Origin of the sequence: Nocardia sp. NPDC051463 (assembly GCF_040681975.1) — a bacterium.
GTDB lineage: Bacteria > Actinomycetota > Actinomycetes > Mycobacteriales > Mycobacteriaceae > Nocardia.
The window spans coordinates 75,215-96,081 of the sequence record NZ_JBFBAB010000017.1 but is presented as its reverse complement, the minus strand read 5'-3'; the positions used below and the strand labels follow the sequence as shown (position 1 = coordinate 96,081).

The 20,867-nt window shown below is 64.6% G+C and carries 21 protein-coding genes and 3 pseudogenes; 10 read left to right on the top strand and 14 right to left on the bottom strand.

Features of this window, described 5'->3' with window-relative positions:
- Positions 1-31: 31 nt before the first annotated feature.
- Positions 32-595 carry a type 1 glutamine amidotransferase domain-containing protein gene (locus AB0M74_RS22095; protein ID WP_366528147.1) on the top strand — a complete coding sequence of 188 codons (564 nt, stop codon included), beginning with the start codon at positions 32-34 and terminating at the stop codon, positions 593-595.
- A gap of 330 nt (positions 596-925) precedes the next feature.
- Here the strand turns inward: AB0M74_RS22095 and AB0M74_RS22090 are convergent, their stop codons facing one another.
- Positions 926-1,243 carry a hypothetical protein gene (locus AB0M74_RS22090; protein WP_366528146.1) on the bottom strand — a complete coding sequence of 106 codons (318 nt, stop codon included), beginning with the start codon at positions 1,241-1,243 and terminating at the stop codon, positions 926-928.
- Between the two features lie 325 nt (positions 1,244-1,568).
- Between AB0M74_RS22090 and AB0M74_RS22085 the strand changes: the two genes are divergently transcribed.
- On the top strand, positions 1,569-2,348 hold the full coding sequence (locus AB0M74_RS22085) for a helix-turn-helix transcriptional regulator (RefSeq protein WP_366528145.1): 780 nt from the start codon (positions 1,569-1,571) through the stop codon (positions 2,346-2,348).
- Positions 2,345-3,190, top strand: coding sequence for a fructosamine kinase family protein (locus AB0M74_RS22080; RefSeq protein WP_366528144.1), 846 nt, complete (start codon positions 2,345-2,347; stop codon positions 3,188-3,190). Before AB0M74_RS22085 ends, AB0M74_RS22080 begins: the two co-directional genes overlap by 4 nt.
- 340 nt (positions 3,191-3,530) lie before the next feature.
- On the opposite strand, the gene AB0M74_RS22075 is transcribed toward AB0M74_RS22080, so the two are convergent.
- Both AB0M74_RS22075 and AB0M74_RS22070 read right to left on the bottom strand, forming a co-directional pair.
- Positions 3,531-4,406, bottom strand: coding sequence for a TIGR03619 family F420-dependent LLM class oxidoreductase (locus AB0M74_RS22075; protein ID WP_366528143.1), 876 nt, complete (start codon positions 4,404-4,406; stop codon positions 3,531-3,533).
- A 201-nt stretch (positions 4,407-4,607) separates the two neighbouring features.
- On the bottom strand, positions 4,608-5,129 hold the full coding sequence (locus AB0M74_RS22070) for a VOC family protein (protein WP_366528142.1): 522 nt from the start codon (positions 5,127-5,129) through the stop codon (positions 4,608-4,610).
- A gap of 60 nt (positions 5,130-5,189) precedes the next feature.
- Here AB0M74_RS22070 and AB0M74_RS22065 point away from each other — a divergent pair, with 60 nt between their 5' ends.
- On the top strand, positions 5,190-5,894 hold the full coding sequence (locus AB0M74_RS22065; RefSeq protein ID WP_366528141.1) for a TetR family transcriptional regulator: 705 nt from the start codon (positions 5,190-5,192) through the stop codon (positions 5,892-5,894).
- A gap of 270 nt (positions 5,895-6,164) precedes the next feature.
- Positions 6,165-6,665 carry a tetratricopeptide repeat protein gene (locus tag AB0M74_RS22060; protein WP_366528140.1) on the top strand — a complete coding sequence of 167 codons (501 nt, stop codon included), beginning with the start codon at positions 6,165-6,167 and terminating at the stop codon, positions 6,663-6,665.
- A gap of 327 nt (positions 6,666-6,992) precedes the next feature.
- Here the strand turns inward: AB0M74_RS22060 and AB0M74_RS22055 are convergent, their stop codons facing one another.
- Positions 6,993-7,475 (bottom strand): hypothetical protein, encoded by a 483-nt coding sequence (locus AB0M74_RS22055; protein ID WP_366528139.1) that lies wholly within the window; start codon positions 7,473-7,475, stop codon positions 6,993-6,995.
- A gap of 639 nt (positions 7,476-8,114) precedes the next feature.
- Between AB0M74_RS22055 and AB0M74_RS22050 the strand changes: the two genes are divergently transcribed.
- Positions 8,115-9,605, top strand: coding sequence for a glyceraldehyde-3-phosphate dehydrogenase (locus tag AB0M74_RS22050; protein ID WP_366528138.1), 1,491 nt, complete (start codon positions 8,115-8,117; stop codon positions 9,603-9,605).
- Positions 9,606-9,679: 74 nt separating this feature from the next.
- Here AB0M74_RS22050 and AB0M74_RS22045 read toward each other — a convergent pair.
- A pseudogene (locus AB0M74_RS22045) lies at positions 9,680-10,096 on the bottom strand (CBS domain-containing protein); the annotation flags it as partial.
- A 199-nt stretch (positions 10,097-10,295) separates the two neighbouring features.
- Here AB0M74_RS22045 and AB0M74_RS22040 point away from each other — a divergent pair.
- Positions 10,296-10,802 carry a DoxX family protein gene (locus tag AB0M74_RS22040; protein WP_366528137.1) on the top strand — a complete coding sequence of 169 codons (507 nt, stop codon included), beginning with the start codon at positions 10,296-10,298 and terminating at the stop codon, positions 10,800-10,802.
- 248 nt (positions 10,803-11,050) lie between these two features.
- Here AB0M74_RS22040 and AB0M74_RS22035 read toward each other — a convergent pair whose 3' ends face one another.
- From AB0M74_RS22035 to AB0M74_RS22020, 4 genes and pseudogenes are all read right to left on the bottom strand, one after another.
- Positions 11,051-11,701 (bottom strand): hypothetical protein, encoded by a 651-nt coding sequence (locus AB0M74_RS22035; RefSeq protein ID WP_366528136.1) that lies wholly within the window; start codon positions 11,699-11,701, stop codon positions 11,051-11,053.
- A 488-nt stretch (positions 11,702-12,189) separates the two neighbouring features.
- A pseudogene (locus tag AB0M74_RS22030) lies at positions 12,190-12,471 on the bottom strand (universal stress protein); the annotation flags it as partial.
- Positions 12,363-13,232: a universal stress protein gene (locus tag AB0M74_RS22025; RefSeq protein WP_366528135.1), complete on the bottom strand. Its 870-nt coding sequence runs from the start codon at positions 13,230-13,232 to the stop codon at positions 12,363-12,365. The gene AB0M74_RS22025 and the pseudogene AB0M74_RS22030, both read right to left, overlap by 109 nt.
- Before the next feature lie 106 nt (positions 13,233-13,338).
- Entirely contained in the window at positions 13,339-13,497 is a 159-nt protein-coding gene (locus AB0M74_RS22020; RefSeq protein ID WP_366528134.1) for a hypothetical protein, read from the bottom strand.
- Between the two features lie 2 nt (positions 13,498-13,499).
- On the opposite strand from AB0M74_RS22020, the pseudogene AB0M74_RS22015 reads away from it, so the two are divergent.
- Positions 13,500-13,595 (top strand): annotated as a pseudogene (locus AB0M74_RS22015) (pyridoxamine 5'-phosphate oxidase family protein); the annotation flags it as partial.
- Positions 13,596-13,900: 305 nt separating this feature from the next.
- Here the strand turns inward: AB0M74_RS22015 and AB0M74_RS22010 are convergent.
- Entirely contained in the window at positions 13,901-14,545 is a 645-nt protein-coding gene (locus AB0M74_RS22010; RefSeq protein WP_366528133.1) for an SRPBCC family protein, read from the bottom strand.
- A 338-nt stretch (positions 14,546-14,883) separates the two neighbouring features.
- Entirely contained in the window at positions 14,884-15,885 is a 1,002-nt protein-coding gene (locus AB0M74_RS22005) for a hypothetical protein (protein ID WP_366528132.1), read from the bottom strand.
- A gap of 271 nt (positions 15,886-16,156) precedes the next feature.
- On the opposite strand from AB0M74_RS22005, the gene AB0M74_RS22000 reads away from it, so the two are divergent.
- Positions 16,157-16,528: an MmcQ/YjbR family DNA-binding protein gene (locus AB0M74_RS22000; RefSeq protein ID WP_366528131.1), complete on the top strand. Its 372-nt coding sequence runs from the start codon at positions 16,157-16,159 to the stop codon at positions 16,526-16,528.
- 55 nt (positions 16,529-16,583) lie between these two features.
- Here the strand turns inward: AB0M74_RS22000 and AB0M74_RS21995 are convergent, their stop codons facing one another.
- The gene (locus AB0M74_RS21995; protein ID WP_366528130.1) at positions 16,584-17,381 is read right to left on the bottom strand and encodes a DUF2470 domain-containing protein; all 798 of its coding nucleotides are present in this window, start codon (positions 17,379-17,381) and stop codon (positions 16,584-16,586) included.
- A gap of 95 nt (positions 17,382-17,476) precedes the next feature.
- Between AB0M74_RS21995 and AB0M74_RS21990 the strand changes: the two genes are divergently transcribed.
- Positions 17,477-18,571 carry a hypothetical protein gene (locus AB0M74_RS21990; RefSeq protein ID WP_366528129.1) on the top strand — a complete coding sequence of 365 codons (1,095 nt, stop codon included), beginning with the start codon at positions 17,477-17,479 and terminating at the stop codon, positions 18,569-18,571.
- A 111-nt stretch (positions 18,572-18,682) separates the two neighbouring features.
- On the opposite strand, the gene AB0M74_RS21985 is transcribed toward AB0M74_RS21990, so the two are convergent.
- Together AB0M74_RS21985 and AB0M74_RS21980 are read right to left on the bottom strand one after the other, a co-directional pair.
- A complete protein-coding gene (locus tag AB0M74_RS21985) occupies positions 18,683-19,669 on the bottom strand; it encodes an SMP-30/gluconolactonase/LRE family protein (RefSeq protein WP_366528128.1) in 987 nt (328 codons plus the stop codon).
- 272 nt (positions 19,670-19,941) lie between these two features.
- Entirely contained in the window at positions 19,942-20,847 is a 906-nt protein-coding gene (locus AB0M74_RS21980; protein WP_366528127.1) for an NAD(P)-binding domain-containing protein, read from the bottom strand.
- Positions 20,848-20,867 lie beyond the last annotated feature (20 nt).

The window sequence follows — 20,867 nt, the reverse complement described above, 5'->3', positions numbered from 1 at the left end:
CCGAAGGTAACCGAACCGCGAGGAGGTCACCATGTCAGGTCAACTGACCGGGGCACGCGTCCTGTTCATTACCTCGAACACCGGTGTCGAACGGGACGAACTGTTGGTGCCGCTCGGCTGGTTGCGGGAACGCGGAGCCACTGTGGTGCACGCGGCGCCGAAACTCGATGACATCCAGACGTTCCAGCACGATGTCGACAATGATGTGGTCGTTCGTCCCGATACGACGCTCGACAATGTCGACGCCGACGATTTCGACGTCCTGGTTGTTCCGGGTGGCACCGTCAACGTAGACAAACTTCGGGTCGCCGACGGCGCTGTCGAGCTGGCCAAAAAGTTCGCCGCCGAAGGTAAACCCATCGCCGCCATCTGCCACGGCCCGTGGCTGCTCGTCGAGGCCGACCTGCTCCAAGGAAAGTCTCTGACGTCGTATCACTCACTGCGCACCGACGTGATCAACGCCGATGGTCTGTGGACCGATCGGCCGGTGGTTCGATCACCGGAGTACGGCTGGACATTGATCACCTCTCGCAACCCGGGCGATATTGCGGACTTCTGCGATGCGATCGGCACCGAACTGCTGGCAGCGTTTTAGCCGGCGCGAGAGGAACGGGTGCTCGCTCGATGAGAAACGGAACATGAGCTGTTCGGAATCGGGGTGTCTATGGCAGCGGCGCGGTCGGCGGCGGCGCAGGGCCGTTCGTAATTCGCCATTGCTGTGGTCGAACGACAAAGAAAACGACACCGCCGTGTTCGGCGCCCGGGGGTATACGGCGAGCCGGCGGGGGTGAGCAAGGAGGGAGCTTGTGCTGTATCCGGAGGACGTTGCCGGCGGTCGACGTCTCGATGGCTGCGCGAATCCCCTGCCGACCCCTCGGCGACGCCGTTACCGACAGGGGATTCTTCGCGTAGCCGATAGGCGCGGTCAGGCGCAGGCGCGGTTGAGTTCATCAGTGAAGGGCCCGAGGTCGGCGACCTCACCATCGATCAGGGCGCCGGCGTAGGCCGCGATGGCATCCCGTTCGGCGCCCTGCGCCATCTCGGCCAGACCGCTGAGCCTGCCGGACAGCGCGGTTGCGGTTGCCTCGTCCATGGTGCCGCCGGTCGTGTCGATGGCGATGTTGATCAGCTCGATGGCCTTGGCGCAACTCAGAGACTTGGCGTGTGCGGGTGTCGTGGGTAGCGCGATGAGCGTGCCCACAGAGATGGCAAGCGCGGCGACGACGGACGAAGACTTGATCATGTTTTCCTCTCGAAGGTGTGCGAGGCGGGACGCTAGCAGAGGCGTACGACACCTGGTGTACGACACCTGGTGTATGACACCTGGTGTGCGACACCGTCGTACACCTCGTCGGACTTCAGAGCGAGGCGGACGGCGCTCGCATCCGACGGCCAGAACTTCGGGCCGGAGCCCAGGGTGACCGGCCCGAGCCACGTTGTCTCTGTGTGGTTGTGGTCACCGGTCGGTGTCGCTTCGGTCGGTCACGGCGGTTACCTGCCGACGCTACCCGCGTCGATTACCCCAGAGGTAATGGCGGGTTGGACCGTGAGTTCGTAGGATTCGGGAGGTGACTACCCAGACCGCTGGCGACCTGTTGCGACATTGGCGCCTCGAGCGCAGGCTCAGTCAGCTGGAACTGGCGGGGCGTGCTGAGACCTCTACTCGGCACCTCAGTTTCATCGAAACCGGCCGTGCTACGCCCAGCCGCACCATGCTCGTGCACCTGTGCGAACAGCTGGAGGTTCCGCTGCGTGAACGCAATCGCCTGCTACTGGCGGCGGGATACGCCCCGGTGTACGGCGAACCGGCCCTCGACACGCCCGCGATGGCGCCGGTACGCGAGGCGATCCGTCAGATGCTGGCGGGGCTCGAACCGTTTCCGGCGCTGGCGATCGATCAGAACTGGAACATGGTCGATGCCAACGCCGGTATCGCTCTGATGCTCGAAGGCATCGACCCGGCGTTGCTCACCGCGCAGCCCAACGCTCTGCGCCTGAGTCTGCACCCCGATGGCATGGCAAGCCGGATCGTCAATCTCGCCGAATGGCGCGGCCACCTTTTCGAGCGGTTGACGCGTCGGATCGAGGTCACCGGCGCGCCGGAACTGATCGAACTGCTCGAGGAATTGCGCGGATACCCCGGTGGTGAGATCGAACTGTCGATGCCGGAGCCGGACCAGGTGGTGGTTGCGCTGCGGCTGCGCCACGACAATCACGAGCTGTCGTTCATCAGTGCGACAACCGTCTTCGGCACCCCCATGAACGTCACCGTCGCCGAACTGGCCATCGAGTCGTTCTATCCGGCCGACCCTGACACGAAGAAACTGCTGACCTCGGCGTACCTGTGAGCGTCGCCGCGGATCTGAGTGAGCTGCTCGGTGTTGCGGTTCGGGCGACGACCGGCCTCGGGGCGAGCCATTCCTGGACGTTGCATCGCGCGTTGTTGGCCGACGGTCGCGACGTTTTCGCGAAGATCGCCGTCGATGGGGCGCGGATACTCAGTGCCGAAGCGGAGGGCCTGCGCTGGCTCGGCGTCGCGGCGCCGGGACTCGTGCCGGAGGTGCTGGCCGTCGATGACCGAATGCTGGTGCTGCCGTGGTTGCCGGAAGGGCCCGCCACCGCTATCACTGCCGAGCGATTCGGCCGCCAACTCGCCGCGCTGCACACGCAGTCACCGGGATCGTTCGGAGCGCCCTGGTCCGGTTGGATCGCTGATCTGCCGCTGGACAACACGACAAGCAACGGCCCGTGGTCCCAGTGGTATGCCGAGCGCCGTCTCGCCCCCTACCTCCCGCGTGCTGCCGCGCATCTGGGTCCCGACGGAACCCGCATCCTGGAACACGTCATCGAGAATATCGACGGCTTCGCGGGCCCGCGGGAACCACCCAGCCGCATCCACGGTGACCTCTGGTCGGGCAACATCCGCTGGACCACCGACGGGGCAATCCTCATCGACCCCGCCGCCCACGGCGGTCACCGCGAAACCGATCTGGCGATGCTGGCTCTGTTCGGCGCCCCGCACCTGGACCGAATCCACGCCGCATACCAGGAAACCCATCCGCTTGCCGAGGACTGGCGGGTCCGAATCCCGTTGCATCAACTGCATCCACTCCTCGTACACATGGTGCTGTTCGGTGCAGGCTATCGAGACCGAACCATCGCCGCCGCTACCGCGATACTCGCGATATGAGTGCACCGGATGCGTGGTGACATTCGGTGCACGCTGCTGCTCGTTGCCCGAGGTCCTGTAGTCGACCGAATCCTCATCACGGGTACCGCGGCGACGAGTCGGGCCGAACGAGCGCGCCGAGGGAAGGCCGTTGCGGCACCTTCGATCTGATCGAATGTATCGTCCGCAAGACCGGAATGTGCAGGCACTGCGGCATTGCGGTGTGTGCCGTGAAGGGCGACCAGTCATCGGCTGCCGAGCAACGGCCCACGAGACCCGGCGGTAGCGGGCGAGCGCTGCTCGAGCTCGGCGCTGCCGAATCTTCCTCCCACCGACTGTTCCTCCCTTTCGCTCGCGTCGCTCACTGGTTGGTTCGCGCGATCACCTTTTCCGCGAACCGGGACAGGTTGGCGATCTTGGTGTCCAGCGGCTCGGTGTCGACCTCGGTCGTATACGGGTAGCGGAAGCCGACGATGACATCGGTGACACCCTTGTCCTCCAGCCGTTTCACACCGTCGACAGTGAACCCGTCCAGCGAGATGACATGCACCTCGAAGTCTTCGCGGGTGCCGTATTCGGCGCGCAGCACGGTCAATCGGTCCAGCAGACGATCCAGCTCGGCGGGGTCACCGCCGGCGTGCATCCAGCCGTCGCCGCGTTGCGCCGCACGCCGCAACGCCGGCTCGCTGTGCCCGCCGATGAGGATGGGCAGCGGCGCGCCGGGCACCGGATTGATCTTGATCGGCGCGATGTCGTAGAACTTGCCGTGAAACTCGAAGTAGCCGCCCGCAGTGAGCCCGCGCACGATATCGATGCACTCGTCCATCCGCGCTCCGCGATGCTCGAACGGTACCCCCATCATGTCGAAATCGTCGGGCCACGGGCTGATTCCGACGCCGAGACCGAGCCGGTCACCACTGAGCGCAGCGATGGAGGCGGCCTGTTTGGCGACGAGCACGGGTGGCCGGATGGGCAGCTTCAGCACGAATGGCGTGAACCGCAGCGTAGTCGTTACCGCGGCCATCGCGGCGGTCACCACGAATGCCTCGACGAACGGCTTGTTCTCCAAGAACTCCCGGCTCCCGTCGGGAGTGTAGGGGTACTTGGCGTCGGAATCCTTCGGGTACGCGACACTGTCGGCGACGACCATCGTCGTATACCCGGCCTCCTCGGCCGCTCGGGCCAGGGGCACGTAATAGGTGGGGTCGACCATCGTCTCGGCGTAGGTGAATCGCATATCAGACATCCTTCGGTGCGGAGGTGTGGTGGGTAGTGCCCGGTCGGGCCTGCGGTGCGCGCGGCGTGAACGCCTGTGCGGCGGCCGAAATAGGAACCTGCGCCCCACGCAGGGGCCACGGGAATAGCCTGAGCTGTCCTGCGCGATATTCGACGCGCAGGAACCGGCCGCACGCAGCCCGATCGGGGTGAGTATCGTCGTCTAGGTCCATGGGTTCGAATATCCTTCAGGGATAAGGTCGTCGAACATCGCGCGCATCTCCGCCGACAGCCGCATCAGCTCGACGTGGGAGCCGGATGCGCCGCCGTCGAGGTAGGCGAACTCCATCCCGACCCCCTCGAATGCGCCTCGGGCCAGGATGTCGGACCCGCACGCCCTCGCCTCGGCCAGCGCGGCGTCGAAGTCCTCGGGAACCCAGGCGACATGATGCAGACCGGGCCCGATGCGGTCGAGATGCTCGGAGTACAGGCTCACCCCGCTCCTCGGCTCGATCAGCTCCAGTTGCTGCCCGCCTGCATAACCCAACGCCACGGTGATCGTGTAATCGGCAGGTGCGCCGCGCAATTCGGTGGTCGACGGCCCGAAGTGCACGTCCGGGATAGTGAGCCAGGGCGCCACCCCATAGCGTTCGGTGAACTCCCGCTGCGCGCTCGCCATGTCCCGGACCACCCAGCACAGCTGGAATATCGGTCCGCGCGCGATGCGGCCCTCGGGACTTCTCACACTGTTAATTAATCACTCATGCTTAACATCGTCAATACTTGTATTTAGTACAGTTCTAGTATGCACATCGACGATTCGCGCGCGGCACTGCTCGACGCCGGGGAACGACTCATCGCCGAACGTGGCGTCGAGGTCCCACTGCGCGACATCGCCGCAGCGGCAGGCCAGCGCAACAACTCTGCGGTCCACTACTACTTCGACTCACGCACCGGCCTCATCGAAGCCATCGTCGAGCGCAGGATGAACTGGCTCGAGGACCGCAGGATGCGCCTGCTGGCCGAACACGAGGCCGACGGCACCGCGCACGAAGTCCACACCCTCGTCGCCATGCTCGCCGCACCGATCCTCGAATTGGTCGGCACCGCAGGCGTCACCCATTACGGCCGCTTCCTCGAAGTCCTCCGCGCCCATCCCGTGATCGCCGATGCTCGCCGCCTCGCAGGCGCAGACCGGGCCGCGGTCCGCATCATCGCCGCCCGCCTGGACGCCGCACTCCCGCAACTGCCACCGCGCCGCCGCCGCCAACGCCTGGAAACGATGGCAACGGTCATGTTCGCCCTCTTCGCCGACTACGAACGTGCTGTGGAGTCCGGGGTCCGCACCGCGAACTCGGAGCAGGACACCACCGAAATCATCGACATGATCGTCGCCATGCTCACGGTCCCCGTTCGCGATTCGGCCCCCTCGGCCGCAACCGATCTCGCTGACCCCGCACCCACGCAGCCGAACCTTTCTCACGTACAGACTCCGATGTTCTCCGCGTGAACCCGCGGGATCGGCGGCTCCCATTCGCCGTCACATCACTGCTCGGGGCGTGGCAGTCCCGACGCGGTGGGCGTCATCGGTTGATGGGGTGGATTCGACGCCACGTTCGGTGAGTGCGGTGCAGATCGACTCGAAGCCCGTCGCGGTCCGCGACGGTCGGGGTGGGAGCCGCTAGCGCGGCGGTACGTCGGTGCGGGCACCAATCATGTGCCTCTTCGGCTACGAACAGATGCCGTAGTACACACCGATTGCCCGTCGTGAAGGAGACCAATGCATAGGTCGGCGTTGTGGTTCTGGGGTAGCAGGGTTGGGGCAGGGGTGGCCGCGTACTGCGCGATCTTCGTGGTCGGATCGTGGTTTGCCGATAATGGCCACTGGCGTGCCTATGCGGCAGCCGGGGGCGTTGGGGTCATCGCGTGGCGGTTCGGCAACCGGCTGGGCGTGCGCACGGCGGCGGGGGAGCGCGCGCCGACACCGAATCCAGATGTGGCCCAATGTCGGTGGGAAGTCGGTCAATGCATCGCCGCATTCGGTGCGGAGGATGCGCGCACACTCGGGGCCCAGCTGGCACTCGCCGATACGTGCTGGGCGTCGGGGCAGCAGGACGAAGCGCTGTACTGGTACATGGCAACCCATGCCAGCTGCCTGCGCGCCCTCGGTTCGGATCATCCGATGTCCATCAAGGCCGAGCACCAGTTGCGCGACGCGCACCGCCGTTCGAGATCCGGCCTCGACGACAATGACTCGGCCGGACCATGGGATTCGCCTTAGCCGCAACCGACTTGGGCCTGCTGTGTGAGCAGGGTGCGGCTATCCGGCATGCAGGGTGCCAAGGTACTCGGCTACCTGACGAGGGATATGCGGGTTCTCATCGTTGGCTCTCCCGGAACTTGTCCTCGACCAGGTTGATCCACCACCGTGGTTGTCGCTGCGGGAGCGCGTACGCGGTCCATCATCAGACGCCGTCCTTTCGAGTCGATGACGGGAGATGCGATGTGCCACAACCATATTGCTCGAAGGAACCGAGCCCGCCGTCGGCGACGCCCACGACAGCGGCTACGGCCGCGATTTCGGAGCTGCGTGTCGGAGATGGCCGGTTCACAGAGCCGTGAATGTACCGAACCCCGAGGAAATATTGATAGCGAGACCGCCTGCGGTCGCGAGGGCGACGATCCGGCCTGCTCCGGTGAACACCGGTACCGGCCTCGGCGCGCAGTCGCAGGGCTGCTGCGCCGTTTCCCGATCTGCCACGTCGACCATCCCGGCTGCTCCGGTCGTCAGGTTCGACCACCAGATCCGGGCATGGGAGTCGAGAATGCTGTTGCCGCCGAACGGTCCGGGATTGGCGACACCGAACGTGGTGACTCCGGGTTCGTCACCGACGGTCGCTGTCAAGTAGATAATGAATTGCGTGGGAATACCCCATGATTGGGATATCTTCACCAGCGGGAGCTGGAAGGTGGCCGTCTCCGCGGCGCGGGCGACGGCCTGCTGCCCTAGCGTCAACGCACTGAAAACTGCACCGGCGACACTCAGTTTGGTGCCCACGCCGACAGCCCGGCGAACCACATTGTTCGTCACTAGCCCTCCTCACAGTCGATTTTGGCCTTCATCGATGTCGACGACGCGATAACGATCGATGACATGATCGCCGGATCGGCGTTGCCGACCGCCGTATTCACGGTGCTGCCTGTGCATTCGACGGGCGCCGTGAGCGCACATCCTGCCAAGTAAACAACCCGAGGTGCGATATTCACGGCACCGACCCGCCCGGACTCTGGGATGAATCCGTATGCCGGGTCGGCGCAGCACCCGAGGTCGCATGCGTCGTCGAAGACGAGGCCGGAGTGCGCCGACGCTGAGGCGCACGGCGCCCACCTCCGCCCGATGAGTGCCGGCGACCAGCCTCGATTGCTCGTACCCGGAGCACCGGCCCGCACATCCGGTGAACCGGCCAAGCGGGGTCCCGTGAATGTCGTACTGCTCAAATTGATTTGGGCGGGAGTAAATTTTGCCATTCGGGGTCCGCACGACACGCTGAGGAGTCGACCCCGAAAGAGGTTCGTCGATAGTGCGGTCCTTCGCGAACCGCTCGGTGCCTTGGTGCCTGGTCGGCATCACCATCTGGCGATCTCACGAGTGGGTATCCGGCCGCGGTGATATCGCGGCCTTCATTAGCATCGGTGTAGCGAACAAATCGAGGAAACCCGAGGACCTGTGTTGACTACCGAACAACTTGACCGCTGGAACGCTCAGGAAGCCGCCGCGGAGGTGATGATTCCCATCATCGGCACGTTGTATCGGGGAAAGGGCGTGACGATCCTGCTGCACAGCCGGTCGCTGGTGAACAAGTCGGTGATCAGCATCCTGCGGACGCATCGCTTCGCGAGGCAGATCGGGGGTGAAGAGTTGTCGGTGGACGAGACCCTGCCCTTCCTGCAGGTGCTCAGCGAGCTGGATCTGGGACCATGCAAGATCGATCTCGGTCAGCTGGTCATGACCTATCACGCCGACGATCGCGGACTGTCGATCCGCGAGTTCACCACAGCGGCCCTGGCTGACGTGATCAGCGGCAACAAGGCTCGGTCACAGGGACCCAGGGATGTTGTCCTCTATGGTTTCGGCCGCATCGGTCGTCTGGTCACTCGCCTGCTGATCGAGAAGGTCGGATCCGGCAACGGTCTGAACCTGCGTGCCGTGGTTGTGCGCAAGGGGGGCGAGGACGATCTGGCCAAGCGTGCGTCGTTGCTGCGCAGGGATTCGGTGCACGGCCACTTCAACGGCACTATCAAAGTCGATACCGACAATGACACGATCACCGCGAATGGGAACGTGATCAAGTTCATCTACAGCGATGATCCGACGACGATCGACTACACCGAGTATGGGCTCGAGGACGCGATCCTGATCGACAACACCGGTAGGTGGCGTGATCGCGACGGATTGTCTCAGCATTTGCGCCCGGGTATCGCCAAGGTCGTTCTCACCGCACCCGGTAAAGGCGACATTCCGAATATCGTGCACGGCGTCAACCACCGTAGCCTGGACCTGACGCAACAGATCTTCTCGTGCGCCTCGTGCACGACCAACGCGATCGTTCCGCCGCTCAAGGCCATGGACGACGAGTACGGCATCACCCGTGGTCATGTGGAGACGGTTCACTCGTTCACCAACGACCAGAATCTACTGGACAACTATCACAAGGCGGACCGTCGCGGTCGATCCGCGCCGTTCAATCTCGTGCTCACCGAAACCGGTGCCGCGTCCGCTGTCGCGAAGGCGATGCCGGATTTCAAGGCCAAGATCACCGGCAACTCGATTCGAGTTCCCACTCCCGACGTATCGGTCGCGATTCTGAACCTGCAGCTCGAGCGGGAGACGACGAAGAACGATGTGCTCGCCTATCTGCGTCAGGTTTCACTCGCCGGGCCGTTGAGTCGAAACCTCGATTACACCGCCGCCACGGACGTGGTTTCCAGCGATTTCATCGGATCGCGCGCAGCATCGATCATCGATGCCAATGCCACGATCGTCGAGGGCGACACCGCGATTCTGTATGTCTGGTACGACAACGAATTCGGTTACTCGTGCCAGGTGGTGCGGACGGTGCAGTACATCTCGGGCATCGAGTATCCGACCTACCCGCAGGTCGGTGCACAGTTGGACCGCGCCGCCGACACTCGCGTGCCGACTGCGACCGACGCGCGGTAATTCGCCGCCGAGTCCGATCCAGGGGACCGCCGCCTAGGGTGCGGAGCTTCGTTTGCGGACATCGGCAGGTGCTGGGCGCACACCGCTTCGACGAATTCGCCGATGGTCTGTTCGGGCAGCCGCCGCGCCAGGTCGGCCTCGGTGATGATGCCGACGAGCTTGCCGTCTTCGGTGACGGGGAGTCGGCGGACCTGATGCCGTTCCATGAGGGCCAGCGCGTCGTCGATATCGGCGCCGACATCCACGGTGTGCAACTGGTCATCTCCTTGGGCCATTTCACCCGCGGTGGTCGACTTCGGGTTCCCTCCGATACCGATGACCTTGACGATGATGTCGCGGTCGGTCACGATACCGACCGGGTGGCCTTCGCCGTCGCAGATCGGCAGCGCGCCGACATCCAATTGGCGCATGCGCTGTGCCGCAGTGTCCATGGTGTCCCGTATCCCGATGCATGCCACATCGGGATGCATGATGGTTTGCGCTGTGGTCATGATGACCCTTCCTGTCGTGGTCATTCGCTGGCACGATCATCATTTGTCCGAGTCGCACCGCGCGCCCAGAGGCGAAGGTCCTCCCAGAACGGGCATCTTCTCCGTTGACAGGGCCTCGGGGCGGACATCATGATTTCGTTCGGCGAGGGCCTTGCAAACGACGAGCACCAGGCACTACACGATCAGAAAGGGTATTCACGTGTCACAGCTCGACACCTGGTGGGCCCGACTGACCTCGACCACCGCCCCCGCCTCGGTAATCCTGATCCGCCTCTATGTCGGTGCGGTGTTCTTGTTCGAAGGGATCCAGAAGTTCCTCTATCCGGACGCTCTGGGCACGGGACGGTTCGACAAGGCCGGTATCCCCGCCCCGGGTGTCTTCGGACCACTGGATGGGATCTTCGAAATCGTGTGCGGCGCACTCCTACTCGCCGGCTTGTTCACCCGCCTCGCCGCCGTTCCGATGTTCGTCGACATGGTAGGTGCGCTGCTGATCACCAAACTACCGATCCTCTGGGGTGACGCCCCTTTGTTCACCGGAAAATCCGGCTGGTGGGCCTTCATCCACGAATCCCGAACCGATCTCGCACAGCTGTGCGGAAGCCTGTTCCTGCTCGTCGTCGGCGCGGGCGCCTGGTCTCTCGACGCCCGCCTCAACCCCACACCCTCTACAACGCACAGCGCAGACCGAAGAGGCGTGAGATGACCATCCGCACCGACGCGCTGCAACAACGGCCGTTATCTTCGCCGCAGTTCTGGGGCTGCGCACCGCTGGTGGTAGGTCATCGGAGCCCAGGCAATCTCCAGGCGTGAATCTGTAGGCGGTGAACCAAGCACTGTGAACAGCCAAGACCGAGGATCGAGTGGCTGCGGACGGATCGGGGAAGCCGCTCTCACCATCGAGGAACTGGACGTGGTGGGACCGCGGCTGGAACAAGGCGCCGTGGAGAACGGTCAGCGTCCTCCCCCTATGGGATGGTCTGGCACTGTCAGTTCCCCAGCACTGTCGAAGCAGAACCAATACCAGGCACCATTCAGATGGTGGAACGCGTCAGACGCGCGAGAGGCGCCGGTGAGCTCGGCAAATCCTCCGCCCCCGCTCGAGCAGTTGCCCGTCATGGGGCTGGTCCTGAAGTAGATCCCCCAGGCGTAGCGGTCCGTACTGTCGATGCGGTAGAGCCCGAGCCGGTGCCCTTCGAACGTCCGCGGATCGACACCGTCGCGCACCTGCCGCGCGGCATCATCGAAGCTGTGCGACGAGAAGTGCCAGCGCACAGTGATCGGGAGGTCTGTGCTCCACGCAGCCACCGTGAACGCCACCACCAGCGCAGGCGCCAGCAGGGGACCGAGCTCGGGTACTCGAAGCCGCCTGGTGACGACTACCCGGGTCAGATAGCCGATGATTACGCAGAACAACCCGAACGACGCGCTGATCAGGAAAAACCACAACAGCAACGACTCGGTGCTGTCCGGGACGCTTGCCCGGAGGAGTGCGCCCAGACAAGACGCAACCGTGCAGGCAAGCAACAGGTTCCAGGCGAGTTGTGACAGGAGGCGTCGCTTCTCCTGTCGACCGGGACGGTTGTCGGGCTGCGCCGTGCTCATGCCGGCAGCCTAGCCTCGGTCTTTCGCCGGGCGTTCGCCCAACGTGATCGAGTTCGGACGTGCGCGCTCTGCTTGCCGCGATGACCGATGAGTTGGGCGACGACATGACCACAGAACCCGTCGGCATTCCCGAAACATTCGAACTCGCTGTCGATCTCGATCGGCCCGGTGGTCGTTCGCCGACATCAGCGCGCCAGCGCCCCTGCAGCTCGCGCGCGTCTGGATCAGAAACCTCACGTTCACGACCGGATCGGTGGATACCTCTACTCCACACCAACGCTGATTGCACTCGTGCAAGGCTGCCGGTTGCCTCCCGATGCGGTTGTCACACACCGCTTCACCCTTTCCGAATTCGGCCACGCATACGACATTTCGCTCGTGCGGGGGAGACCGGCGCTCTGACGGTCGTTGCGTCGCCGGAAGACCGGACCTGAGTAAGGACCGGCCGGTCGTGACCACCGCACCAGCGATGATCACGACCGAACGCGTCAGCCGTGTGGTCGGACGACAATGACCGCACAGTCCGCGCCGTGCAAGACGGCCTGGCTGACCGAGCCGAGGGTCATACCGGCGAAGCCACCACGGCCGTGGCTGCCCACGACGATGAGTTGGGCCGTTCCGGCTTCCGTGAGCAGCCGCTTGGCGGGCCGGTCCTCAGCGACTACCCGCTGCACCTCCACGTCGGGGTAGTTCTCCGCGCGGCCCGCCAGGCATTCCGACAGCAGCTCCTCGGCCTCTTTCTGCATGTCGGCGCGCGGGATGTAGCGGTTGAATTCCGACCAGGTAAGTACCGCACGCACCGCGACAGATATTTCTCCTGCCAGCCGGCGAGCTGTTCTGCGATGATCGCCTCTCCGGCGGCCTGCGCATCGCGGTCCGGAATGGTGTAGTGGGTCCCGGTGATTCGGTCGACATACAGATCGTTCCAGGCGTGGACGGCGACCAACTGGGTTCCGCGCTCGCTCGCTTCGGCGAACGCGGCCGCGGCTGCTGCGTCGGACACCTGGCTGCCATCGACGCCGACCATGACCGGGCCGGTTAGTCGGGTCTGCTGCTCGGTCCCGGTATCGCGGACCACCACAACGGCGCCGTGGCCGTGTGCGGCTACCGCAAGCAAAGTAGAACCGAGATGGCTGAGTGTGCCACCCTCACCGGCCGCGCCTATCACGAGCAGATGTGCCGTCCTGGACCGATCGATCAGCAGCCTCGCCGGATTCGCCTCGGAGACTTCGGTTTCCACGTCCAGATCCGGATCGACCTCGAGGGCGAGCCTGCGGGCCGCGAACACCTGGTCGGCGCCGAGTCGGCGAATAGCATCCAGTACGGGCGGCTCGATGACGTCGTATGCGCCGAAGACCGCCGCGGCCGCGGTGAGGTCGAGGGCCCGCACGATGCGCAGTCGGCGGTGTCGTTGCGATGCGGTTTCGGCGGCCCAGCGGACGGCGAGGTCGGCGGCCTCCGACCCGTCGATGCCGACCACGACCGCCGCCGGCGCCAGTCGGTGCGGATCGTCGTTGTGCTGTGCGGTCATGGCAACGTCCCTTCAGGCTCCGCCGTTTCGGTTATCCGTAGGTTAGGAATTCGAGGCGGTCCGGCACGCCTGTCGTTGGTCATGAACCGCAGGGCTCAAAGACCGCTCATGTGCTCGGCGATGCCGACCAGGGCAGCGGCGCCGACCAGCGCACCACGGTGCCGCCTTCTTCGCCCTTCGCCACACTGAAGCTGCCACCGGACAGCTCAGCTCGTGTCGCCAGGTTCGCCGACCCGCTCAACTGCGTGAGGTCATCGGTCACCATTCGGCCGCATCGTGTTCAGTCGCAATGCTCGACCGGCAATACGTCCGGTCAACCATGCGGTCGTCGACGACTGGATCATCATCGTTCACACTCGGCTCGGCTCGGATCGGCTGTCCGACTTGCGCCGAGCATCGTCACCGGACTCATCGAGAACGACAGGCAGACATAAGCATCAGGGCGGGACCCGACGCAACGCGAAATACGCTGGAGCGAGAGCTCATCACCCGAGGACTACGTGCACCGACACCTGTCGCTGACCCAGACTGGCATTCGCACAACTACGAAAGATCCACGCCGCAACTTCGCCACATCGAGTCGCAGCGACCGGAGCGCGAGCAATCCCGGCTCGGCGCGATCGCCGACACGAACCGGCTCACCGATTGAGGACACTCCCGCCGTTCTCTCACCGGGACATCGCCGAGAACTTCTCCAGACCTTCGGCCCGCTCCTTGATACCGAGCAGCATCTTCCGTTCCATCACCCAGCTGCCCGGTTCCATGATCAGCCGGTTGAACAGAAGAGTGGGCACAGCGGCATCGGAGGTCGCGATGCGGTTGCGGCTGACCAGCCGAACACCATTCGTCCCGGCGTAGAGCCCGAATGCCCACACCCAGTGGCCGTCATCGGAGGCGAACACCAATGTCCGTTCGGGATCGAGGACCGCCACACGCATATGCGGCCCCTTTGCGCCGAGTGCAAAACCGTCTCCAACGGAGAGGCCCTGGAACTCGGGGAGAACAGTGTTCGCGCTGTGCATGTCGAGACCGAGCAGGTTCTCGATCCAGTCATAGGTATACGCACCGCCACGACCGGGTCCGAGTTGGACCAGCCACGGCCATACCCGCTCTGGCTCGGCGCCAATGGTGATCGCCCGAGTAGCGACGATATCCGGTTCGGTGAGCAATTCGTCACCTGGCATGGTTCGCGCCACCTCGTCGCTGGTCGCGCCCCAGTTCAGGCACCATCGGCGCGCGACCCCCTGGTAGCCGACCACGAGCCCCGCCACATATGTCGCGAGCCCGATCGCACACGCCGTCGTTGTTTTCATGCTCGATACGTTCCGCCGAATCATGGTTCAGGCCCAGGGCACTTCGACAGCAAGGGCAACGACCTTCGTCGCATGGTCGCGAAAGCACCGGGGCGACCTCCGCAACAGCGGCAGGGACTTGACAACAGCGGCAGGGACTCGACTACTCACAGTGAGCAACGCTGTCGACACTCGAGCCACGCGAAGCTGTTCGGCGGCGGTATCGGTCACCACCCCGTCCCTGTCGAAGGTCACCACGCCGTAGTCGTTCGCTACGCGGTCCAGCGCCTCAGAACATTGCCCGGCTGTATCGGTCGCCCCTGGTCCGAGCGTCCTTCGTCCTCCAGCGGGCTGACGCGCTACGTTCGACGCTCGGTGTAGACCTCGATGACTGCGCGGCGCGGGGTCGGCGGAGGTTCGGTGTCGTCGGGCGACGAGCCCACGCGGATCACGACCTGAGGCAGTGTCGGGTGGGGGAGGAAGCCCGCGATCGTTGTCCGACCGGTCGGCAGTTCGGTGATGTGGGTGAGCGCGCAGGTTGCCAGTCCGGCTGCGGTGCAGGCCAACAGCACGGCCGACAACGCCTCACCGGTGTGCAGCCACGCCAGTGTTGATTCGCTCGCCGAGCTGAGCACCACCAGTCGCGAGCGGTCGTCGAGGGCGGCCCGGCGGGTCGAATGCGCCATCGAGGGGAACGCGCGCGCGACGTCGACATGGGCGGATTCGGCATCCGACGGCAGCGCGTTCGGCGGAATACCCTCCGGCATGTCACGATGACCGGCCCACCAGTGCAACTCTGTTTGATACATCATGTCGTACCGACGGGTCGCCGCCGAATGATCCGAGGCGGCGGCAATCCGTTGCCTGGCATCATCATCGAGCACATCGAGTTCGACGTCGTGCGGTGAAGTCAGCATCCGCAATTCCGGCAGGATCCGCGCGAAACCATGCGGCTCGAGCATCGGCAGCCGGTCGGTGTGTCGATGGTCGATGGCGCGTGCTCGCTCGGCGATACCAGGGGGCGGGTCCGGCCACGGGCGGAATTCGATGGTAGCTAGATACCAGGGCTGAGCCGGGTCGGGCATACGGTCGGTATCGGTGTGCCAGCCGTGCGCGGCGAACGCAGTCCGAGCATGATGGAGTGCCGCGCCACAACTGATCACCAACTGCCGCGCGTTCGGGTCGGCCGAGGTCAGGCACCTATCGATATCGGCGTACAAATGCAGTCGTGTGCCGTCGAACAGCCACCGCCATGGCTGTGTGTTGTGTACCGAGGGTGCTCGGCAGGCGAGCTGGATCGCCGCCAGGATCGTCCGATGATCCGGCACGGAGGTTACGGGAGAACTGTGGCTTGTGGTCATGATGTCGAGTGTCGTCCGGCAGGCCGCCACGAAATATGGGCCTTTCGCCCGTGGCGACAGGTCGATGGTCACTCGTGCCGGGTGACTGCAGGCACCGATGATGCCCTTCACGGGTTCAGCAGCAGCGAGCGGTCCGTCCGTACCAAAGGATGTGGTTGAGTTGGTACATGCCGATCACCGTGCTGCGCCGCGCCTACGCGATCGCCTGCCTCCCGATCGGTGCGACGTCGGTCAAGGCCGCTGCGGCGGACTCTGGGTAAGGGGGTCCGCGGTGGCGGTACACAACAAAGAATTCTTCCGAATCATCGACGCGCTCGTCGACGTGCAACGCGCCAAAGGCGAGAAGTACACCACCTTCAGTGTCCGCGGCAAGCGCTTCGGCTACTACTGGCCACGGACCGAAACCGTCGGCCTGAAGCAGACCCTGTCCGAACAGCTGGCATTGGTGTCCGAAAGGCCCGAAGTCTTCGAAGTACAGTTCACCACAGGCGGATTCGGCTGGGTAGTTGTCTGCCTGGCAGGCATCGAAGCCGACGAGCTGTCCGAACTGGTCTTCGAAGCCTGGCGGCTATCCGCCCCCGAAGAGCTGGTCGCCGAAGTCCCCGACTGGGCACAGTCGACACCCCACCCGCAGACCCGATGAAGCCACCACGGACACTCCTCGCATTGCAGCCCACCACAGGCGTCGACCGCCGCGCTCAACCCTCGCGAGACCGCCGCGCCAACTCGACCGTCGCCGCCCGCAACCCACCGATGGAATCCAACGGCGCCGCATAACCCACCCGCGTACGCGCCACCCCACGCGGCGTCACAACCCGCAGATCCAACCCGTACCGATCGGCACGCTCACAACTGGCCGCCGTCGAATCCGGATACCCGCCCAGTGCTCGGGCCATCGACAGCAACGCATCGGCATGATCATCGTTGAGATGCGTAATCGCCGCAGCGGCAACCGGTATCACCGGATCCGGCGCCGCAGCGGCATACTGCTCGGCCGTCGCCGAATCCATCCGCCCATACCCACCGACCCACCGAATCCGCTGCACCCGCAACACCCACACCGCAAAATCGCTGTAGTCGATGTAATACTTCGCCGCAGGCACCGCTGCCAGATGCACCTGCCGCGCCGCCTCGGCCTCCGCACCCACCGGCCGCTCGACAACCCCCGCGAGAGTGACCCGCGCCCCCGCCAACGGATCGGCAGGCGGATTCGGCTCCACCACCGCAATGCTGGCCCGCGCATCCGCGGCCAGATTACGGCCGTGCTCCGCCATCCTCGACACACACAACACCGGCTGACCATCCAACAGGCCATAGGTGATGAACGAAGCCCACGGCGAACCATCCGCACTCAGGCTCGCCAACGTCCCCGTATTCGTCACCGCCGCAACAGTTCTGGCCTCCTCTGCCGCAGACGGACGCGCGGAATTCACCACCGGCGCGGTCGGCTGCGGAACCGAAGGCGCGTCGCCGGGATCACCGTGATCGAGAGTCATACACCCCAGCGTGCCATGGAGAAACACCTGTCACCGCAGCGGGATGGACAGGATTGCGCGCGCGCAACCACGCCGAATCAGCAAGACTTGCTGATGTGACCCGATATGCAATCGACGCAGACCGCAACGCACTAGTCGCCATCTGGGCGACCGGACGCGGCGATCTCGCGGCGACGGTGGCCGCACTGCCCCCGATAAGCTCAGACCAGGCAACCAGTTTGGCATCGAATCTGACCACCCTGTCCCGGTTCCAATGGCGCACCTACACACACCCGGCCAGCGCCGCAGGCGATCCCGACATCCCTAATAGCGAAGCCTGGCGCCGCGCCGAGGAACGCAGAAACTTCAAAGAAGTTGACGCGGCAATCCGCACCCCGAACCTGCCCACCGACCACGGCCTGCTCGTCTCCTACAGCGGCGTCGTCGAATCCGCACACCGCGTCGGCCGCACCCTGCACAGCATCGACGACCTCGAACTCCGAAACACCATCCTCGCCGAAGTCATCACCGAACAAGCCGCCATCGAATCCGCCGAACTCGGCGACCTCACCGGACGCGCACGTCAAGCAGTCGAGCTGTCGCGACCCGACGTCTCACCTGCCCAAGTCCAAGCCGCCGACGAACTGCTGCGCGCCGACCCACTCGGCTCCATCGAACTGTTCACCGAACTCGACCCCGCCTCCGCCGCAGTCGCTGCCGCACACTGGCTCGATGCCGCCGCGGAAGTCGCGGGCGAACTGGCAGGCATACCGACCGTCGATGTCGTCGTCGAAGCCGACGACATCGAAGCGCTGCAGGTAGAGACCCCCACCATGGTGCTCGAACGCCTCGGCGAAGGCGAGACCCCCACCGACATCGTCGTCGATCTGATCGCCGAGGCGGTGTCCGTCTCGGAAGGACACGTGCCCGCACCATGGGCCGTCGTCAGCCGAGTGGCCGAAATCGAAGAACAGGCCCGCAAATTCGACCTCGACAGCGACACCCGCGAAGCCCTGCTCGCCGAATTCCGTATCAGCCGCCTGGACCCGGTCCGCCCCGCCCTCGACCTCCTCGAAGACCTCCTCGACGGCATCCGCGGCTGCCTGCTGCTGTACACAGCCCACAGCTCCGGCGACACCGACGATATCGAAGCCCGATTCGCCGCCGACGTCCGCAACGAAGCCGACGCCCACCCCGAACAACTGTTCTGACTACGGGCCCGGACACCCTCACGGAACATCCGCACACCCTGTGCGATGAACCTGAGAGTGCCCGGGCACAGCAACAGCTACCCGGTCGGTCCGATGCCGATCATGCCCCAGTCAGGATGGAACCCGTGTCACGCCGACCGCGGACTCGGTGAGACTCCCCAGATAGAGATTCCCCTCGTGCTCGACAACGCCGGTGACCATCGAGAAATTGGTGCCTTCGACCTGAAGATCGTGAACGACAGTGCCGTCGAAGTCCACGGCCATCACCCAGATGGTCTTCTTCGGTTTCGGCTGCAACCATGCCGGCAGTGTCCACACGATCTGCCGCAGCACGCCCGGCAGCGGAAGTAGCCGGTCGAGCAGGGGATCTCGAGGAGAAGGGAGAGTGATCCAGACGAGTCCGTCACTACCGAGACCCATGTTGTCGGGAAAACCCGGCAAGTTCTCGACGAGATAATCATGCGTGCCGGCCTTCGGCCCGTTGAGCCAATAGCGCGACACACGGTATGCGCCGGTCTCGGCAACCACCACACACGAACGATCGGGGGACAGGACGACCCCATTGGCGAATTGCAGTCCATCCAGCAGCGTTTCGACCGCACCCGACCGATCGCGGCGCAGCAGCCTGCCGGTGCCGGAATGCTCCAATATGTCGCCCATCCACTGATCGAGGCGATAGCGGCGCGACGATGACGAAAAATAGATCGTACCGTCGTCATCACGAACGACGTTGCTGGCAAACAGGAGTGGCTCGCCGCCGACCTCGTCGACGAGAACTTCGAGGCCACCATCGGGATCCAGGCGCAGCAGTCCCCGCGTCGAATCGCAGATCAGTATCGATCCGTCGGCGTCGGCATGCAGCCCCAACGGTCTGCCGCCGGTGTTCGCGAGCCGTCGCACGTCTCCGTCGGATGGGTCGATGCTGAGTATCGACCCATCATCGACACCGGCGAGCACCCGCCCATCCGGCGCGAGCACCACATCCTCGGGGCCTGTGCTCGGCACCTCCAGCCGGGAAACCGGGGGGAGCGGTGTGGCGCTGCGCGTTTCGCGAGCGCGGGGGAGCGCCTGCGGCGGCGTCCAGCGGTGGGGTTGCATCGTCGAACCAGCAAACATGCCCCAGGTTAGCCCGTGAGGCTCCTCATTCCGACCGAAACGAATCTTCCGAACACATCACCATACGTAGATATGCGCATCTAACCATGTTAATGACGCTTGTAAAGTCACTGACCGTCCGGCTCCGCCGGACGTAGCAAGGACAGGGGACTGGTCCGCCCTGCTACGTCCGCGATAGGGATTCGGTCGGCGACCCTTCTCACCACTCGTGGTGCCGTACCCGCGGTCCACCGTCATGGCGAACGATGTGGTTCTCAGGCCGATGGCTTTCTGAACTGTTCGATCATCGCTGCGTAGCCTTCGCCGCCGCGACCCTGGGCTACCGCCCGGTCGGCCAGCATCTTGACGAACCTGGGTAGGTCGGCATTGACCCCGAGGGTTTCGCTCTCTTGGACGAGGTGCTCCATCGAAGCCAGATGGGTATCGATGGTGGAGTCCTCGGCAGGGAACTTGCCTGCGTCGATCTGGTCCGCGTAGGCGGTGATCCACTCGGTCATGGTGTCGATCCCTTGGTTCAGGAACGGCGCGACCGTTGCCGCATCGACCTGTGCCGTACCGAGCAGAGCGGCAGCGTGCAGGAATCCGTTCAGAACGCTCCACATCATGCTCAGCATCGCCATGTCGTACAGGGAGGACAAACCGTGATCGCCGCCGAGGTAGGTGGTGTTCGCGCCGAGGCTCCGTAGGGTCGCCTCGTGGTGGTCGAATGCCGACTGTGGACCGCTGTAGAGCAGAACGGCGTCTGCGGTACCGATGGCAGGGGGGATCGCCAGGATTACGCCATCGAGGTAGGACGCGCCTCGCGCGGTCGCCCACTCGGCGGTTTCCCGGGCCTGGGTGGAGGTGCCCGAGGTCAGGTTCACCAGAACCCGGTCGGTGAGCGCATCCCCCAACGGGTCGAGCAAATCGCGCGCCGCTTCGTAGTCGGTGACGCAGATGACCACAAGCGGGCTTGCCGCGACGGCTTCGCGGACCGAGCTTGCCAGGGTCGCGCCGCGAGCGACGAGCGGTTCGGCCTTGGTGGCCGAGCGATTCCACACAGTGGTCGGGTGTCCATCTGCCAGGAACGCTTCAGCAAGGGCTCGGCCCATGAGCCCGAGGCCGATGACAGTGACCGGCGCGTGGCCGGCGTCGGAGTGGGGCGTCGATTGATCGGTCATGTCGGTATCATCAACCTTCA

What these genes read in the sequence shown, in the direction of transcription:
- AB0M74_RS22095 (WP_366528147.1), top strand. Translation starts at nt 32, where the DNA reads ATGTCAGGTCAACTGACCGGGGCACGCGTCCTGTTCATTACCTCGAAC.
- AB0M74_RS22090 (WP_366528146.1), bottom strand. Translation starts at nt 1,243, where the DNA reads ATGATCAAGTCTTCGTCCGTCGTCGCCGCGCTTGCCATCTCTGTGGGC.
- AB0M74_RS22075 (WP_366528143.1), bottom strand. Translation starts at nt 4,406, where the DNA reads ATGCGATTCACCTACGCCGAGACGATGGTCGACCCCACCTATTACGTG.
- AB0M74_RS22065 (WP_366528141.1), top strand. Translation starts at nt 5,190, where the DNA reads ATGCACATCGACGATTCGCGCGCGGCACTGCTCGACGCCGGGGAACGA.
- AB0M74_RS22060 (WP_366528140.1), top strand. Translation starts at nt 6,165, where the DNA reads ATGCATAGGTCGGCGTTGTGGTTCTGGGGTAGCAGGGTTGGGGCAGGG.
- AB0M74_RS22035 (WP_366528136.1), bottom strand. Translation starts at nt 11,701, where the DNA reads ATGAGCACGGCGCAGCCCGACAACCGTCCCGGTCGACAGGAGAAGCGA.
- AB0M74_RS22025 (WP_366528135.1), bottom strand. Translation starts at nt 13,232, where the DNA reads ATGACCGCACAGCACAACGACGATCCGCACCGACTGGCGCCGGCGGCG.
- AB0M74_RS22020 (WP_366528134.1), bottom strand. Translation starts at nt 13,497, where the DNA reads ATGGTGACCGATGACCTCACGCAGTTGAGCGGGTCGGCGAACCTGGCG.
- AB0M74_RS22010 (WP_366528133.1), bottom strand. Translation starts at nt 14,545, where the DNA reads ATGAAAACAACGACGGCGTGTGCGATCGGGCTCGCGACATATGTGGCG.
- AB0M74_RS22005 (WP_366528132.1), bottom strand. Translation starts at nt 15,885, where the DNA reads ATGACCACAAGCCACAGTTCTCCCGTAACCTCCGTGCCGGATCATCGG.
- AB0M74_RS21995 (WP_366528130.1), bottom strand. Translation starts at nt 17,381, where the DNA reads ATGACTCTCGATCACGGTGATCCCGGCGACGCGCCTTCGGTTCCGCAG.
- AB0M74_RS21985 (WP_366528128.1), bottom strand. Translation starts at nt 19,669, where the DNA reads ATGCAACCCCACCGCTGGACGCCGCCGCAGGCGCTCCCCCGCGCTCGC.
- AB0M74_RS21980 (WP_366528127.1), bottom strand. Translation starts at nt 20,847, where the DNA reads ATGACCGATCAATCGACGCCCCACTCCGACGCCGGCCACGCGCCGGTC.